The sequence below is a fragment of the Citrobacter sp. BDA59-3 genome (assembly GCF_015167655.1).
Taxonomy (GTDB): Bacteria; Pseudomonadota; Gammaproteobacteria; order Enterobacterales; family Enterobacteriaceae; genus Phytobacter; species Phytobacter diazotrophicus.
On record NZ_CP063427.1, the window covers coordinates 4,755,970 to 4,774,319 of the forward strand.

Annotated in this window: 13 protein-coding genes; 2 read left to right on the top strand and 11 right to left on the bottom strand. The window is 56.5% G+C overall.

Annotated elements, in window-relative coordinates:
- Positions 1-556 precede the first annotated feature (556 nt).
- Both gltB and gltD read left to right on the top strand, forming a co-directional pair.
- On the top strand, positions 557-5,017 hold the full coding sequence (gene gltB / locus IP582_RS22365; RefSeq protein ID WP_125123811.1) for a glutamate synthase large subunit: 4,461 nt from the start codon (positions 557-559) through the stop codon (positions 5,015-5,017).
- A gap of 9 nt (positions 5,018-5,026) precedes the next feature.
- Positions 5,027-6,445: a glutamate synthase subunit GltD gene (gene gltD, locus IP582_RS22370; RefSeq protein ID WP_079497052.1), complete on the top strand. Its 1,419-nt coding sequence runs from the start codon at positions 5,027-5,029 to the stop codon at positions 6,443-6,445.
- A gap of 61 nt (positions 6,446-6,506) precedes the next feature.
- Here the strand turns inward: gltD and nanQ are convergent, their stop codons facing one another.
- The 11 genes from nanQ to IP582_RS22425 all read right to left on the bottom strand — a co-directional run bounded on the left by nanQ (position 6,507) and on the right by IP582_RS22425 (position 18,299).
- Positions 6,507-6,974, bottom strand: coding sequence for an N-acetylneuraminate anomerase (gene nanQ / locus IP582_RS22375; protein WP_193794478.1), 468 nt, complete (start codon positions 6,972-6,974; stop codon positions 6,507-6,509).
- On the bottom strand, positions 6,971-7,846 hold the full coding sequence (locus IP582_RS22380) for an N-acetylmannosamine kinase (RefSeq protein ID WP_193794479.1): 876 nt from the start codon (positions 7,844-7,846) through the stop codon (positions 6,971-6,973). Before IP582_RS22380 ends, nanQ begins: the two co-directional genes overlap by 4 nt.
- Entirely contained in the window at positions 7,843-8,532 is a 690-nt protein-coding gene (locus tag IP582_RS22385; RefSeq protein ID WP_193794480.1) for an N-acetylmannosamine-6-phosphate 2-epimerase, read from the bottom strand. Before IP582_RS22385 ends, IP582_RS22380 begins: the two co-directional genes overlap by 4 nt.
- 6 nt (positions 8,533-8,538) lie before the next feature.
- Entirely contained in the window at positions 8,539-10,029 is a 1,491-nt protein-coding gene (locus IP582_RS22390) for an MFS transporter (RefSeq protein ID WP_193794481.1), read from the bottom strand.
- Between the two features lie 107 nt (positions 10,030-10,136).
- On the bottom strand, positions 10,137-11,039 hold the full coding sequence (nanA, locus tag IP582_RS22395) for an N-acetylneuraminate lyase (RefSeq protein ID WP_071194430.1): 903 nt from the start codon (positions 11,037-11,039) through the stop codon (positions 10,137-10,139).
- Between the two features lie 145 nt (positions 11,040-11,184).
- Entirely contained in the window at positions 11,185-11,967 is a 783-nt protein-coding gene (nanR, locus tag IP582_RS22400) for a transcriptional regulator NanR (RefSeq protein WP_370551777.1), read from the bottom strand.
- A gap of 174 nt (positions 11,968-12,141) precedes the next feature.
- The gene (locus IP582_RS22405) at positions 12,142-14,208 is read right to left on the bottom strand and encodes an FAD-binding protein (RefSeq protein WP_193794482.1); all 2,067 of its coding nucleotides are present in this window, start codon (positions 14,206-14,208) and stop codon (positions 12,142-12,144) included.
- Positions 14,209-14,219: 11 nt separating this feature from the next.
- Complete coding sequence (locus IP582_RS22410; protein ID WP_193794483.1) at positions 14,220-15,443, bottom strand: MFS transporter; 1,224 nt, start codon at positions 15,441-15,443, stop codon at positions 14,220-14,222.
- A 57-nt stretch (positions 15,444-15,500) separates the two neighbouring features.
- Positions 15,501-16,334 (bottom strand): sugar phosphate isomerase/epimerase, encoded by an 834-nt coding sequence (locus IP582_RS22415; protein ID WP_193794484.1) that lies wholly within the window; start codon positions 16,332-16,334, stop codon positions 15,501-15,503.
- Between the two features lie 9 nt (positions 16,335-16,343).
- Positions 16,344-17,495: a Gfo/Idh/MocA family protein gene (locus IP582_RS22420; RefSeq protein WP_193794485.1), complete on the bottom strand. Its 1,152-nt coding sequence runs from the start codon at positions 17,493-17,495 to the stop codon at positions 16,344-16,346.
- Positions 17,496-17,510: 15 nt separating this feature from the next.
- A complete protein-coding gene (locus tag IP582_RS22425; RefSeq protein ID WP_052249198.1) occupies positions 17,511-18,299 on the bottom strand; it encodes a 3-ketoacyl-ACP reductase in 789 nt (262 codons plus the stop codon).
- Positions 18,300-18,350: the final 51 nt, after the last annotated feature.

Consider the following 18,350-nt stretch of genomic DNA (forward strand, 5'->3'; position numbering starts at 1 on the left):
AATTTCATGCACTCTTCGGGCAATTACTTTTCCTTATGTTCAGACGATATTTTGCAGAAATAGTGTCACAAGTGAAAAACAGTGCGTTCATGTGCTCATAAGAACAATCTCAGAATAATATTCTGAAATCCACATTTCTCTTAGTAGGGTAACGCATTAACAACGCTTCCCGATAGTGAGTCAGATCACATTACTCTGCCGCTCCGCGCTGGGCTTATTGATTGTAAATAAGGTTAAATTCATTTACATATCAATTAATTAAACATCCTTTAGCACATTATTAGATAAATAAGCCTGGCATTTGACCTGTGTACGGATTCCCGATAAGTTGGGAATCCGCTGGAAGCTTTCTGGATGAGTGGTCTGCTCATCATATTTATGCAGTTATTGAGATTCCCTCTTAAGCAAGTCCTCAACACTTGTGTACCGATGCGAAAAGGAAATTAAAGAGGGCGACATTCGAGGCTTTATTTAGCCCCGTCGCCATGCCCTTGCTGTGCCCGCGCGCAATCGGTATCGGATGGGAATCCCGCAGAGCCTGGGGAGGTTCACTGATATGTTGTACGATAAATCCCTTGAGAGGGATAACTGTGGTTTCGGCCTGATCGCCCACATAGAAGGCGAACCTAGCCACAAGGTAGTGCGTACCGCTATTCACGCACTGGCCCGCATGCAGCACCGTGGCGCAATCCTCGCTGATGGTAAAACCGGCGACGGTTGCGGTCTGCTGCTGCAAAAACCCGATCGTTTCTTCCGTATCGTTGCGGAAGAGCGCGGCTGGCGTTTAGCCAAAAACTATGCCGTTGGTATGCTGTTCCTGAATAAGGATCCAGAAAAAGCCAGCACATCTCGCCGTATTGTAGAAGAAGAACTTCAACGTGAGACCCTGTCTATTGTCGGCTGGCGCGATGTGCCAACCAACGAAGGGGTACTCGGTGAAATCGCCCTCTCCTCGCTGCCTCGTATTGAGCAAATTTTTGTTAACGCCCCGGCTGGCTGGCGCCCGCGTGATATGGAACGCCGTCTGTTTATTGCCCGCCGTCGCATTGAAAAGCGTCTGCAGGAAGATAAAGAGTTCTACGTTTGTAGCCTCTCTAACCTGGTGAACATCTATAAAGGTCTGTGTATGCCGGCTGACCTGCCGCGCTTCTACCTGGACCTGGCGGATCTGCGTCTGGAATCGGCCATTTGCCTGTTCCACCAGCGCTTCTCCACCAACACCGTACCGCGCTGGCCGCTGGCACAGCCGTTCCGCTATCTGGCGCATAACGGTGAAATCAACACCATCACCGGTAACCGTCAGTGGGCTCGTGCGCGTACCTACAAATTCCAGACCCCGCTGATCCCGGATCTGCATGATGCCGCGCCGTTCGTCAACGAAACCGGCTCTGACTCCAGCTCCATGGATAACATGCTGGAACTGCTGCTGGCCGGCGGGATGGATATCGTGCGCGCCATGCGCCTGCTGGTACCACCAGCCTGGCAGAACAACCCGGATATGGACCCGGACCTGCGCGCCTTCTTCGATTTTAACTCCATGCATATGGAACCCTGGGATGGCCCGGCGGGCATCGTCATGTCCGATGGCCGTTTCGCGGCCTGTAACCTGGACCGTAACGGCCTGCGTCCGGCACGCTATGTCATCACCAAAGATAAGCTGATCACCTGTGCCTCCGAAGTGGGCATCTGGGATTATCAGCCTGACGAAGTGGTCGAAAAAGGCCGCGTCGGTCCGGGCGAGCTGATGGTTATCGATACCCGTGGCGGTCGCATTCTGCACTCCGCAGAGACCGATGACGATCTGAAAAGCCGCCATCCTTATAAAGAATGGATGGAGAAAAACGTTCGTCGTCTGGTGCCGTTTGAAGATCTGGCCGATGACCAGGTTGGTATCCGCGAAATGGATGACGACCTGCTGACAAGCTATCAGAAGCAGTTTAACTACAGCTTTGAAGAGCTCGATTCTGTTATCCGCGTACTCGGTGAAAACGGCCAGGAAGCGGTCGGCTCAATGGGTGACGATACCCCGTTTGCTGTGCTCTCCAGCCAGCCGCGTATCATTTACGACTACTTCCGCCAGCAGTTCGCACAGGTGACGAACCCACCGATTGACCCGCTGCGTGAAGCCCATGTGATGTCGCTGGCCACCAGTATCGGTCGTGAGATGAATGTCTTCTGTGAAGCAGAAGGCCAGGCACACCGTCTGAGCTTCAAATCGCCGATCCTGCTGTACTCCGATTTCACGCAGCTTACCACCATGAAAGAGGAGCACTATCGCGCAGATGTGCTGGACATCACTTTCGATGTGACCGAAACCTCGCTGGAAGAGACGGTGAGAGCGCTGTGCGATAAAGCAGAACAGATGGTGCGTAACGGCACCGTGCTGCTGGTGCTGTCTGACCGTAACATCGCTAAAAACCGTCTGCCGGTACCGGCACCAATGGCGGTTGGCGCGGTGCAGACCCGTCTGGTTGAGAAAAGCCTGCGCTGCGATGCCAACATCATCGTAGAAACCGCCAGCGCCCGCGACCCGCACCATTTTGCAGTGCTGCTGGGCTTCGGCGCCACCGCGATTTATCCGTACCTGGCGTACGAAACGTTGGCAAAACTGGTCGATACCAAAGCCATTGAGAAGAATTACCGCACGGTGATGCTGAACTACCGCAACGGCATCAACAAAGGGCTGTACAAGATCATGTCCAAAATGGGCATCTCGACGATTGCCTCTTACCGTTGCTCAAAACTGTTCGAAGCCGTTGGTCTGCACGAAGAGGTTTCCGAACTCTGCTTCCAGGGCGTGGTTAGCCGTATCAGCGGCGCAGGTTTTGCTGACTTCCAGCAGGATCTGCTGAACCTCTCCAAACGCGCCTGGCTGGCACGTAAACCGCTCGAAGCGGGCGGTCTGCTGAAATACGTTCACGGCGGTGAATACCACGCCTATAACCCGGATGTGGTGCGCACCCTGCAGCAAGCCGTCCAGAGTGGCGAGTACAGCGACTATCAGCAGTACGCCAAACTGGTGAATGAGCGTCCGGCTGCGACCCTGCGCGACCTGCTGGCTATCACGCCGAACGGCGAAACCGTCAGCATCAACGACGTTGAACCGGCAAGTGAACTGTTCAAACGCTTTGATACCGCGGCAATGTCCATCGGCGCATTGAGCCCGGAAGCGCATGAAGCGCTGGCAGAAGCCATGAACAGCCTCGGCGGCTTCTCCAACTCCGGTGAAGGCGGCGAAGACCCGGCGCGCTATGGCACCAACAAAGTTTCGCGCATTAAACAGGTCGCTTCCGGTCGCTTCGGCGTCACCCCGGCGTATCTGGTCAATGCTGACGTGATTCAGATTAAAGTCGCTCAGGGTGCGAAACCGGGTGAAGGCGGTCAGTTACCGGGCGATAAAGTGACCCCGTACATTGCTAAACTGCGCTATTCCGTACCGGGCGTGACGCTGATTTCTCCGCCGCCGCACCACGATATCTACTCTATCGAAGATCTGGCGCAACTGATTTTCGACCTGAAACAGGTCAACCCGAAAGCGATGATCTCCGTGAAGCTGGTTTCCGAACCAGGCGTCGGCACCATCGCGACCGGCGTGGCAAAAGCCTATGCGGATCTCATCACCATCGCCGGTTACGATGGCGGTACCGGTGCAAGCCCGCTGTCATCGGTGAAATACGCGGGCTGTCCGTGGGAACTGGGCCTGGTGGAAACCCAACAGGCGCTGGTGGCCAACGGTCTGCGCCACAAAATTCGTTTACAGACAGATGGCGGTCTGAAAACCGGCCAGGACATCATCAAAGCGGCAATCCTTGGTGCGGAAAGCTTCGGCTTTGGTACCGGCCCGATGGTGGCGCTGGGCTGTAAATACCTGCGTATTTGCCACCTGAACAACTGCGCAACCGGCGTAGCAACTCAGGATGAAAAACTGCGTAAAAATCACTACCACGGTCTGCCGTTCAAAGTGACCAATTACTTTGAATTTATCGCCCGTGAAGTACGTGAGTTAATGGCGCAGCTCGGCGTGAAGCGCCTGGTGGATTTGATTGGTCGCACCGATCTGCTCAAAGAGCTGGACGGTTTCACCGCCAAACAACAGAAGCTGGATTTGTCGAAACTGCTGGAAACCGCCGAGCCGCATCCTGGCAAAGCGCTCTACTGCACCGAAAACAACCCGCCGTTCGACAACGGTGTGTTGAATGCGCAGTTGCTACAGCAGGCCAAACCATTTGTCGACGAACGCCAGAGCAAAACGTTCTGGTTTGATATTCGCAACACGGACCGTTCTGTCGGCGCATCTTTGTCTGGCTACATCGCGCAAACGCATGGCGATCAGGGGCTGGCGGCGGATCCGATTACCGTGCACTTTAGCGGTACCGCAGGCCAGAGCTTTGGCGTCTGGAACGCCGGTGGCGTTGAGCTGTATCTGACTGGCGATGCCAACGACTACGTAGGCAAGGGCATGGCAGGTGGTTTAGTCGCGGTACGTCCGCCGGTAGGCTCTGCTTATCGTAGCCACGAGGCCAGCATTATCGGTAACACCTGCCTGTATGGCGCAACCGGTGGTCGTCTGTATGCCGCAGGCCGCGCGGGTGAACGTTTCGGCGTACGTAACTCCGGCGCGATTACTGTCGTGGAAGGCATCGGCGATAACGGTTGTGAATACATGACCGGCGGTATCGTCTGTATCCTCGGTAAAACAGGCGTGAACTTTGGCGCAGGGATGACCGGCGGCTTCGCCTATGTCCTGGATGAAGACGGCGAGTTCCGCAAACGTGTGAACCCGGAACTGGTGGAAGTGTTGAGCGTCGATGACCTCGCCATCCACGAAGAGCATCTGCGCGGTCTGATTACCGAGCATGTGCACCATACCGGTTCATCTCGCGGCGAAGAGATTCTGGCTAACTGGCCAGCCTTCGCGGAGAAATTTGCACTGGTTAAACCGAAGTCCAGTGATGTGAAAGCACTGTTGGGTCATCGTAGTCGTAGCGCAGCAGAGCTGCGTGTGCAGGCGCAGTAAGGGGCAGCAATGAGTCAGAACGTATACCAGTTTATCGACTTACAGCGCGTGGATCCGCCAAAGAAACCGCTGAAGATCCGTAAGATTGAATTTATTGAAATCTACGAGCCATTTTCGGAAGGCCAGGCCAAGGCGCAGGCAGATCGCTGCCTCTCCTGTGGTAACCCGTACTGCGAATGGAAATGTCCGGTCCATAACTACATCCCGAACTGGCTGAAACTGGCCAACGAAGGGCGTATTTTTGAGGCCGCTGAACTGTCTCATCAGACTAACACCTTGCCGGAAGTCTGCGGGCGCGTTTGCCCGCAGGACCGCCTGTGTGAAGGTTCCTGTACGCTGAATGATGAGTTCGGCGCGGTCACCATCGGTAACATCGAACGCTACATCAATGATAAAGCGTTCGAGATGGGCTGGCGCCCGGATATGACCGGCGTGAAGCAGACGGACAAACGCGTGGCGATTATCGGTGCAGGTCCGGCAGGTCTGGCATGCGCCGATGTGCTGACCCGTAATGGCGTCAAAGCAGTGGTGTTTGACCGCCATCCGGAAATCGGTGGTCTGCTCACCTTCGGTATCCCGGCATTCAAGTTGGAAAAAGAGGTGATGACCCGCCGTCGCGAAATCTTCACTGGCATGGGGATTGAATTCAAGCTGAATACCGAAGTCGGTCGCGACGTACAGCTTGATGACTTGCTGAAAGATTATGACGCGGTATTCCTTGGCGTCGGCACCTATCAGTCGATGCGTGGCGGTCTGGAAAACGAAGATGCCGATGGCGTATTCGACGCGCTGCCGTTCCTTATTGCGAATACCAAGCAACTGATGGGCTTTGGTGAATCGACTGACGAACCCTTCATCAGCATGGAAGGCAAACGCGTTGTTGTTCTGGGTGGTGGCGACACCGCAATGGACTGCGTGCGTACTTCTGTTCGTCAGGGTGCCACCAATGTGATTTGTGCTTACCGCCGTGATGAAGAAAATATGCCGGGTTCAAAACGCGAAGTGAAAAACGCGCGCGAAGAGGGTGTGGAATTCCAGTTCAACGTGCAGCCGCTGGGTGTCGAAGTGAATGCCAACGGTAAAGTCTGCGGCGTGAAAATGGCGCGTACCGAAATGGGTGCGCCAGATGCCAAAGGCCGTCGTCGTGCGGAGATCGTTGCGGGTTCCGAACATGTGGTACCGGCTGATGCGGTCGTGATGGCGTTTGGTTTCCGCCCACACAGCATGGAATGGCTGGCGAAACACAGCGTCGAGCTGGACTCTCAGGGCCGCATCATCGCCCCGGAAGGCAGCGAGAACGCGTTTCAGACCAGCAACCCGAAAATCTTTGCCGGTGGCGATATCGTTCGCGGCTCCGATCTGGTGGTCACCGCCATTGCCGAAGGCCGTAAGGCGGCAGACGGCATCCTCAACTGGCTTGAAGTATAAGGGTTTTCCCGGAAATCCAGGACAGGCAAGAAAAAGCCGGATGGTACACCATCCGGCTTTTTTATGCCGTAAGCAGGCTGGCACAGACCTTAATCACCACCTTTTTAATCTCTTGCGCAGTACTCACCATACACCCCGGCTTATGTGGCTCACCCGGCATAAAAATCGCAAACATGCCAGGCGTTAGTGTGACAACCTGCCCGGCACAAATCGCGGCGCAAAGCTGATAATCGTCCTCAACATGCCAGTCATCGCACTGCCGTGCAGACCCTGGAATGCCATACAAAATGCGCTCTTCACCCGCCAGCAATAGCTGGATATCAATGTACTGCGCATGCAGCTCGGCCTTCTTCTGTTCCGCGGGTTGTGTGGAAAATTGCATGATGTTCATAAAGATAGCGTCACCCTGTAGCGGGTAACTGCCCGGCGGCTTTTCCTGCACGCGCGCATCCAGTGCCAGCGTCAGGGCATTCAGCAGCACCGGATGCAACCCCGAGTGGGCGAGCGACGCCACTTCACCTGTCATCATTTTTTCACTCCTTGCGCCAGCAGCGCGGCGCCCAGTAATCCTGCGTCATGGCGATAGTACGCCTCACTTAACACCACCCGATAGACTGATGGCTCCAGGGCCAGACACGCACGCACTAGCGCCAGATACCCCGGTGCAAGGCCAATACTGCCGCCCACCACCACACGTTGGCAGTCCGTGGTCGCCTTCATATCGGCAATCAGGCGCGCCAGCGCCTGCGCCGAGCGCTGAACCAGTTCGCGCGCCTGCGCATGCCCATTCGCCGCATGGGCAAAAATGGCTTTCGCATCGCAGCCTGCCAGATCACCCTGCGCCGCTGCCGCGATACCGCGCCCGGAAGCGATCGCTTCAACGCATCCCACTCGCCCACAGCCGCAGCGCGGACCGCCAGGATCGGCAAGCGTATGGCCCAAATGGCCTGCCAGCCCCTCATGGCCCATACGCAGCACACCATCGCTCACTACACCGCCGCCTACGCCAGTGGAAACCGTGATAAACACCATATCGTCGATGCTCTCGCCCAATGCGTGGTACTCCGCCCAGGCAGCGGCCTGCGCATCATTCACCGCCAGCGCAGGCAAGCCCGTTATCTCCGTCAGGGTAGAAACCAACGGGAAATGCAACAGACCGCCCAGGTTTTGTGGATTGATCGCCTGCAAGGTACCTTCACGAATAATTCCGGTTGAGGCAACCGCCACCTGCCGGGCCTGAGAGACAAGCGGGGCGACCAACGCCAGGAGTGCCGCCCGCAGGGCATCCGGGGTTTTACTGGCGGGCGTGGGCAACTCACGGCGTTGGTGAATCTGCAGGTCACCGTCCACCAGCGCGGCAGCAAGCTTGGTGCCACCGATATCAATCGCCAGCGTGGTCATGTCGCTGCCTCCTGGAGTGCATCGCAATACCACTGACAAATGTACTCCAGCCGCGTAATGGCTGAGCCGACGGTCACCGCCCATGCTCCATGGCGCTTCGCCTGCGCCGCCAGTTCGGGCGAGTTATAGCGCCCTTCCGCCATCACCCGGCATCCGGCCTGGCTGAGCGTGGTGACCAGCGCCAGGTCCGGTTCTGCGGGCGTATGTTCGCTGGTGTAGCCAGACAGCGTGGTGCCAATCAGCTCCGCTCCTGCTTGCTGGCAATACAAGCCATCCTGCTCGCAGGAACAATCGGCCATCGCGATAAGCCCGTGGTGATGAATACGCGCCAGCAGGTCACGCACCGCAACCGGGCGAACACGATCGGTACCATCAATGGCGATAATATCTGCCCCCGCCTGTGCCAGCGCATCGACGTCCTCAGCGTAAGGGGTAATGCGCACCGGGGAGTCCGTTAAGTCGCGTTTAATAATGCCGATGATGGGCAGCGTCACAACCCGACGTACGGCACGCAGGTTGTTAATGCCTTCAATACGCAGCGCCACCGCCCCGGCCTGCTGGGCGGCCAGTGCCATCGCCGCCACGATTTCCGGCTTATCCAGTGGGCTATCCGGAACAGGCTGGCAGGAGACCACCAGCCCACCCCGGCGGCCAATTTGTTCATCCATTTTCGCTATCAGAGACATGTCTGGTTATCCTTTCGTTTTTAATAACCCGTTCTTACCATCGCTGTGGCTGACCGCGCCGCTGAATGGCTTACCGTCGATCGCATCATGGGTACGCAGCGCTTCGGGGCGTAGCCAACGCTGGACGCGCGAGGGCATATCCAGCCCAATCAACAGGATCACCACAAAGGTCAGGCTAAAGGAGAGCGATCCCAGTGCGGTACCCAGATCCAGACGCTGAGCGATCAGCGCCCCCAGGATTGGTGCCAGTGCGCCGCCCAGGGCCCCAACGTTGTAGGTAAATCCTAAACCTGCCGCACGCTGGTCGGTATCGAAGTAGCCGCCGATCAGTTTAGGCAGAATGCCTGAGATCCCCTGCCCCAGCATTTGCTGGAAGAAGAGCAGAAAACCGAGAACCCATACGCTAGTGCCACCAATGGCAAACACCGGGATGATCAGAATTTGTGAGGCGAGCAGGCTATAGACGTAGGCTTTGCGCGTCCCCAACCAGTCGCCCAGAAAACCGCCAACACAACAGCCCACCGCAGCGCCAAATCCGCTAAAGAACAGCACTTTAGCTACCGTCGCAGGCGAATAGGCCAGTTCGGTTTTGAGGTAAGTCGGCAGCAGCGACTGGATGGGCCACGAGTAGAGAAACGCAAAGAGCACCACCACCATCAGCATTACACCGGTTGGCCAGCGTTTGCCGCTGCTTTGCACCATAAAGCTGATAAAGATAAACGCGCACACCAGGCCGAGGATTGCCACCAATGCGGCATTCTTCATTTCACCGGCAAAGCAGTACCACAATGAGGTCGCGGCAATGACTGTCATCGCCACGTTAATCACCCGATGTTTGCCGCGATACAGAATATCCACCATCGTGCGTACCGGCGCTTTACCCGCATGTCTCTCTTTCCAGTCTTCCGCTTCCGGAATGTTTTTCCTCAGCCACAGGGCAAAGACGATGGGCAAAATGCCGATGAAAAACAGCGCGCGCCAGCCCCAGACGGGTACCACCAGGCTGTAGACCTGCGCCGCGATAACGGCCCCGACGGAGAAGCCGGAAATCAAAAAGCCGCTGGCTTTGTTTCGCAACTGTCGGGGCCAGCTTTCAATCACATACGTCGCGCTGGAGCCATACTCTCCGGCCATCCCCATACCGATCACCAGCCGGGCGATAAACATGGTGGTGAAGCCGGGGGCCAACCCGCAGGCCAGCGTACCGCATGAGAACAGAAGGATACTGGTGACCATCGCCAACCGTCGACCGTAGCGGTCACCCATTGCGCCCAACATCAGCCCTCCAAACCAACGGGAGATAAAGGCTGCGGAGATGAGGCTTGCCGCCTGTACCGTCGTCAGACCAAATTCGCTCTGAATTTCCGTTAACACCAACGCGATAAGGACAAAATCAAAACCGTCGAGCAGATAGCCCAGCCAGGCGGCGCAGAAAGCCCGCCATTGCGCCCGATCAAGATGGCGATACCACGGGATATTTTGCATAGCAGTACTCATGTGATACTCCCGCGATGGGCGTTGCCCATCGCTTATGTAGACCGACAGAGTTAAGAGCGGCTCCGTCTGTCCGGTCAGCGCAGCACCTCCGGACAGACAGCTCCGGATCACTGTTGTTGTTCTTTCTCTTGTTGCAGTGCTGCCGCCAGCGCTTTAAGTTCTGGCAAATATTTTTCCGCCACCGGCGCGAACGGCTTACGACACAGCGGTACCGCCAGGACATCCATGTAGTGCAGCACCGTTTTCAGGCCGCGGAAAACACCGACTTTGATCAGCAGCTCGATAACCTCATTGCATTGCGCCTGCAGGCGCTGCGCGGTGGCAATGTCGCCCGTTTGCAGCGCGCGAACGATACCCAGATAGCGCCAACCCATGATGTTGTAAGTACTGCCGATACCACCATCCGCGCCCGCCATCAGCCCGGATGCAAAGATCTCGTCATAACCGTTATAGAGCACCAGATCCGGATTCGCCCGGCGGATCTGCTCCATCTGGAAGAGATCGCCCGATGTTTGTTTCAGCGCGCCCACGCCCGGCAGGGTAACCAGCGTGTCGATTTGATCCAGCGTGAGTTTCACCCCACTCAGCGCCGGAATGTTGTAAACCACCATCGGCAGACCATTAGCGGCGTCGATCACTGCACGATAGTGGTCGCAGTGCTCTTCAAAGCTGAACGGATAGTAGAACGGAGTAACGGCAGAGACGGCGTCAAAACCATAGCGGCTGGCCGCCTGCGCAAGCTGCCGGGTTTCGTGTGTGCTGACGGTGCCGACATGGGCAATCAGCGTCAGTTTGCCTTTCGCCTCTTCGGCGACGATCTCCAGCACCTGTTCACGCTCAGCAATGCTTTGTACGAACGCTTCCCCGGTGGATCCCCCCACGTACAGCCCATCGATCCCCTGATTGATATTAAAACGCACCAGACGGCGCAGGCTCTCGGTATCCAGCTTTTCGCTGGCATCAAACGGGGTCAACAGCGCGGCCATCACCCCTCTTAACTGAGCAGTCATCATCTTCTCCTGTTGCATGAGTGCGTTTTGACTATATACCTTTATACCTATTATACCAGTGCAAATGATCGCCATCGGGGAGAGAAAACGCTAAATGGGATCTAACGCACTAAACGATCGCTAGCGCGCAAAAGGGATCGGTCAATCAGTTGCTGGATTTTTGCTGTTTATCGAACGCGTGCCAGGTGGCGAAAACGCTGTTGAGGTGAACATGCAATGCGCGATCGGCGGCATCGGGATCGTGCTGGCGAATGGCATTGACGATCTCAATATGCTGCTGATAACTGAGGTTATTGTGCTGATGCAGCTCTTTTTCAGGCACCGTGGGGCGAGCGGCAATCAGCCAGTCCAGCAGGGCAACATGGATCGTCAGAAAGATAGGATTACCGGGGATTTCAGCCAGTACGCGATGGAATTCAACATCGGAGCGAATAAATAGCGCGTTGTCGTCCAGCGACTGACTGTTCAGCTCCAGAGCCCTACCGAGACGTTCAATTTGCTCATCCGTGGCATGTTCCGCCGCATGGCGCACCAGGCTGGATTCGAAAAACAGGCGTAGCTGCTCAAAATGGGCAATACCACCGGGACGGGAGAGAAAATCTTTCGCCATGCCGGAAAGCTCGCCAATGATGGTATCGGCAGATGGACGGGAAACGCGGGCGCGTTCACCGTTGCTGATTTGCACTAATCCTTTACGCTTGAGCGCCGCCAGCGCTTCGCGTACCGAGGGGCGGCCCACATTGAAAAACTCCATCAGCTCACGCTCGGAGGGCAGCACATCGCCTTCGGCAAACTCCCGGCGGCGGATCATCTGTTCGAGCTCTTCTTCCACCATCTCGGATAATTTTTTGCGCGCCAACGGACGGCGACGCAGCGTGCGCCCGACATTTTCAGCAGTGTTTTCAGCGTGCGAATCTGATGATTTCATAGCGCTCATGGCAGTGGAGTGTGGCAAATGTGATAGCAACTTCATCATATCACAGGAATATCTGACTGGCGAAGTTAGCACCAGAGGGGAAGTCGGCGAGTGATGAGTGGGGATATTCCCCTGCGGCGCTTCGCTTACCCAGGCTACTCGCACTAGCGTAGCCTGGGTAAAGTACTAACGTCGGTAGATCTCCTCCGTCAGATAATCTGGCCAGTTCTTTTCAAAGAAGATCGTCGAGAGGTCATCAAGCGTACGTAATGGCCGCTGCTCGACAACAAACTCGCCGTTGCGCCATGTCACCTGTATTTGCTCCTGCCGGTGCTCCGCCTTTTCAGAGATGAAACGAAACTCAGACAATACCCCTTCACGTGTTTGCGGTGCGACGTCTCCCTGTGCAGAGCACAACATCCGTGCGCCACGGCTACCGCCACCACGGGCAATATAGCTTTCCAGCGCCACCAGTAACGCTTCCGATGCCAGCGCCATCTGGCGCCACTGGAGGCTAAACGCCGTCTGGTTTGGATGGGTTATTGCCACCCCGTTTTGCGCAATACGTTGATTGAGTCGACGGGCCGCCTGAACAGCGCCAGGTACCTGCCCGGCATCACAGACAAACCCGGCACGCTCACTCATGCGCTGCTGGATTTCGTCGCGAATATCGTCAATCCGCAACGCCTGAGGATGGCTGCTGTCACGCTGGATCTGCTGCAAAAGCTCAGCCGTTTCACGGGCAAAAAGAGACTCTGATGCGAACCGTGGCGTCGCCGCGATATGCTTCGCGCAGCGCAGCCCAAAGACCTGTCCGGCATTGAGCGCCGCACCGCCGGGGCGCGTTACTCCGTGCGTGCCCGCCGCTTCGCCAATCGCATAGCAGCCACTTAACGACGAATGGCCCCATGTATCTACCGCAATCCCGCCATTCATATGCTGGTGATTGACGTTAAACGGCAGCGGCTGTGTTGTCAGGTCATGACCATGATGTTTATAAAGCTCAATGGCCAGCGGGTTCATCCGTTGCAGGCGCGCAATCGGTAGCTCCAGGCAGGCATCGTTATTGCGCAGATAGTGGTAAACATCCTCGTCCAGATTGCCAAGGGCAAAGGGTTCATCGCCCGGTACTGGCAGCGGATTACGGTTAAAATCCATATAGATCGTGCGCCCGGCCTGCGACTCATTATAGATAGCCAAATCCACCAGGCTGGAGCCAAAATCCAGCATTCGCGTGGCGTGAATCGGCCACTGATATCCCTTACGGAAGATATTCGAGGCCAGCTCCCGCGTGGTGCGATAGTAGCGGGCAAGAAAGTTATGCTCCTGGCCCTGCGCATCTATCGAGTAGATATAAGGCATGCTCTGCACGTAGGTGCCGGAGAGGTTCCAGGGGAACTCATCGCGTCGCGTACCGATACCAAACTGATGTTCCGTCAGATTGACCGTCGCGATCCCCGCCTCCAGCGCCAGCCCCAGCGAACCAAAACAGCGCTTCGGGTAGACGCTGTCGCGGAACAGTTCACCCGGTCCACCGGCCGCCAGGACTACTGTCGCGCTACGCATCAGACATAGACCCCACGGGTTATTTTCCTGTCGCGCGCCTTTCACAATGGCCAGCACCCCGGCGACCCGGCGCTGCTCCCCTTCCCCTTCGGTGAGCAAACGTACGGCTGTCGCGTGATCGACAAACGGCACACCCAACAGGACCGCCTCTTCCGCCAGCACTTTGACCATCAGGCGGGAAGTACGTGGCCCACAACTGGTTGCGCGGCCCACTTCATCGTGATCGGTCTGGTAGCGCAATACGGCGCCGTAGCGGTCCTCCGGCAAGGGAAGCCCCATGCTTTTCAGGCCGATAAAAGCCTCTACCGAGCCGACCGCTTCAACATACGCCGTGTCGGCATCCATCGCCCCACCCGCGCCGATAGCACTGGCGAGGGCTGTAAAATTATCGCCACGAAAACTGGTCGAGGCGGTATGCAGGGTCTGTTTATCCGATCCGGAGCAGGCCGATGTTCCCCAAAACAAGGTTTGGGTCGCCACCAGAACATCCATTTTGCGGCGACGCAACTCCACCGCCGCGCGCAGCCCGGCGGCGCCGCTGCCAATCACTAACGCCTCGCTGTGGTAGAGCGGAATACGGTATCCCGCCACGTCCAGCGTCTGTTGCGGCTGCGCCATCATGACATGGCGCGGCATAGAGACATTCGTAAGCGCTTCCAGGATCGATTGCGGGATCGCTGTGGTCATGTTTTACCTCGTTAAACGCGTGATGACAGGCCGGATATTTCCATCTCTTTCACTGGCCTGGGCGCTTTACGCACCCCCAGCAGCAGTACCGAACTGACGACCATCACGCAGGCCGCGACAAACCAGACGGTAGACATGGAATATTTATCCGCGAAATAGCCCGCCAGGACGGGTGAAATCCCACCGGCCGTCATGCCGACATTCATCACAAAGCCAATGGCGGAGCCGCGAAGCTGTGGCGGTACCAGTTCGGCGGTAAATGAGAGGACCAGCGGTGTGATGGGATAACCGAGCAGCCCGAGGAACAACACCAGAATCACCACGGCGAAGACCGGCAGTTGCAGTACCATCGCGGCCATCAGCAGGCTGCTGGCGAGCGTGATGCCTATCAACACCGCACGCTTACGCGAGAAGTCGCCACGGTCACATAAACGCCCAAGCAGGAAGCCCCCCAGCGCACCGGTCAGCCCCAGCAGACTGGCAATGGTTCCTGCGGTACTGATTGGCAGTTGTTTTACATTCATCAGGAAGGTCGGCGCCCACAGCAACACAATCCACCAGCCGCTCAGCAGCAGGAAGTAATAGAACGCCATCAGCATGACGGACTGGTTACGAAACAGTTGTTTTAACAGCACTTTTTCTTTTGTCGTGGCGACAACCACTTTTTTCGGCTCGTTTTTCACCATGAAGGCGTACGCCAGCGCTACCAGCAGACCCAGCGCTCCGGCGACATAGAACACAACGCGCCAGCCGTACACCGGGCCGAGCATTGCACCGAGCCAGGTACCGAAGAAGCCGCCAATCGGATAACCCATCCAGTAAAGGGACATCACCGTCGTGCGCTGTTTCTCGGTGGTAACGTTGGCCACTTCCAGCGATGCGGCGGGCCAGAAGACCCCCTCGCCGATACCGGTCATCACGCGGTAAAAGATAAGCGATGTCAGACTACCCGCCACCCCCGTCAGGATCGTCGCAAGCGAGAACATCACTAAACCAAGAATGAGCACCGGTTTGCCGCTGAGTTTGTCGGCGATAATCCCGGAGATAAATAAGAAACCAATAAAGCCATAGAAGAATGAACTCATCAGGATCCCGGACTGGGCTCTACCGAGCCCAAAATCCGTCGCGATAAGTCCAATGGCGGAGGAGACAGTCATACGGTCGACGGAGTACATCATGTAGCCAAGGCCACACAGCACCGACACCAGTATCATCTTTTTTGTATCTGTATTCATAATTCCCTCGACTAACCTGGTAAGACTGACGAGACATCAGATACAGCCAAAATCTGATTAACAATGCGTTAAATGACGCGCTTTGCAGGTAGCGAGCACCGTATCCGGGTCACGTTGCCACCAGTCGTGTTCGGAGAAAATCTCCACTTCATGCGCCCCTTGGTACCCCAGCGCCTCCACCGCCTGACGGGCCGCGCGAATGTCGATCACCCCATCCCCCATCATGCCGCGATCGAGCAGCAGATGCTGTGTCGGCACCAGCCAGTCGCAGATGTGAAAACCCAGGATACGTTTCCGTCCGGCGCGTTCGATCTGCTGGAAAAACTTTGGATCCCACCAGGTGTGATAGAGATCGACGGCCATTCCTAACCCATCATCACCGAGCTCATCACACAGATCGTTGGCCTGCTCAAGGGTGTTTATACAGGCGCGGTCCGCGGCATACATCGGGTGTAGCGGCTCAATCGCCAGCGGCATTCCCACCTTGCGCGAATACTCCAGCAGGCGGCCCAGACCATCCCGTACCTGGCTACGTGCGCCGGCAATATCTTTCGAATCACCCGGCAATCCGCCCACCACCAGCACCAGACAGGCGGCATTCACTGCCAGTGCTTCATCTACCGCCCGGCGGTTATCGTCATCCGCCGCACGGCGTGCCGCCTCATCGATGCCGGGAAACATCCCGCCGCGGCAATAGCCGCTGACGGTCAGTTCGTTACTGCGGATCAGCTGCGCGGTACGTTCTAACCCCAGCGCCTGAACCTGATCGCGCCACGGCGAGATGCCGCGAATTTCATGACGGGCGCAGCCGTCGATGATCTTATCCAGCGTCCACTGCTTACGGACGGTGGCGGTATTCATCGATAAACGACGTGGATCGGGCTGTTGCATATGGCCTCCTTAGCGCACCAGTGACGGAACATCAACCCAGCGGCGTTCTTTCCAGCTTTGCAGCGCCAGTTCAACCAGTTGCACCCCTTTGGCCCCTTCCAGCAGATTCCAGCGGAAGTCGATCTCACCATGCACATGGCGCAGAAAGAGTTCCCATTGCACCTTGAAGGCGTTGTCATAGGTGGTGGTATCAGGTACTGGCGCCCAGTCTTCGAAGAAGTCATGTGTCTGGCGAACATCCGGGTTCCAGACAGGTTTCGGGGTGTTCACACGTGATTGCGTCAGACAGTCGGTCAGGCCTGCAACCGCAGAACCGTTCACACCATCCACCTGGAAAGTCACCAGGTCATCGCGACGCACCCGGACACACCAGGAGCTGTTGATCTGCACGATAGTGCCATTGTGCAGTTCAAATGTGGCGTAGGCGGCGTCATCAGCGGTGGCTTTGTAGGCGTTCCCCTGCTCATCAAAACGTTCCGGAATATGGGTCGCGCCCAGGCAACTGATGCTTTTGATTTCGCCAAACAGGTTGTCGACGACATAACGCCAGTGGCAGATCATATCGAGGATGATGCCGCCGCCATCTTCCTGACGGTAGTTCCATGACGGGCGCTGGGTCGGCTGCAAATCACCTTCAAACACCCAGTAACCAAACTCGCCGCGAACCGACAGCACTTTACCGAAGAAGCCCGCCTGATTGAGCATTTGCAGTTTACGCAGCCCCGGCAGCCACAGTTTGTCCTGTACCACGCCGTGGCAAACGCCCTGCTGCTCTGCGTAGTGATATAACTCGACGGCTTCTGACAGGCTGACCGCTACCGGTTTTTCGCAGTAAATATGCTTACCGGCGGCAATGGCTTTTTTCAGTAAACCGGGGCGCGCCTGCGTCGTGGCGGCATCAAAGAAGATCGTATCGCTTGGGTTGGCCAGCGCCGCATCCAGATCCGTGCCCCAACGACTGATACCGGTTTGTTTCGCCAGTGCGGCAATTTTTTCTTCATTACGACCAATCAGGATCGGGTCCGGCATGAGCCTGTCGCCGTTTGCCAGCTCAACGCCGCCCTGTTCACGAATTGCCACGATGGAGCGGATCAGATGCTGATTTTTGCCCATCCGCCCGGTTACGCCATGCATGATGATGCCAACGGAAATTGTCGCCATTGCTGTGCCTCGTAATTAAAAGTGGGATTTGTTCAGGCCGCCGTCGACATCAATAATTTGACCGACAGTGAAAGGTAAGTTGCCGTTTGCCAGCGCATCGACGACCACGGCAATGTCCGTCGGCTGGCCCCAGCGTTTCATCGGCACCAGACCGCCGCCGATCAACTGGTCATACTTCGGTTTCACACCGCTGGTCATGTCAGTTTCGATGATACCAGGGCGAATTTCATAAACACCGATGCCTTCTTCCGCCAGGCGCAGCGCAAAAAGTTGCGTCACCATGCTGGCGGCTGCTTTCGATACGCAATATTCTCCGCGAGAAATCGATAAGCTGTGGGCGCTACAGGAAGTGATGTTGATAATAGAGCGGTGCTGATTATTAAGCTCACCCTGCGAAAGCATGGCGCGCGCCGCTTTTTGGCAAAAGAAGAACATTGCCCTGGTGTTGACGTCCTGACAGTACTGGTAATTATCCGGCGTGACCTCAAGCAGATCGCCACGCTGCTTCGCCGCCGTCCCGGCGTTGTTGACAAGGCAGTCCAGTCGCCCCCAGCGTTGCAAAACGGTGTCCAGCATCCCTTGCTGGAGAATTAAATCTGAAACATCACCCGGTAACGCCAGAGCTTCGATGCCAAATTGTTCTAATTCCGCTACCATGGCTTGTTGTCGGGCGCGACCTTCTTCGTTATCGCGTCCGTTGATTGCGACGTGAAACCCGGCTCTGGCAAGCGCCAACGCGCACGCTTTACCAATTCCCCGTGTCGAGCCTGTCACTAATGCTACCGGACGTTGCGAATGGATCATGAGCATACTCCCTGATGAGTGCCAAACATTTCAACTAAACAGTTGAAACTG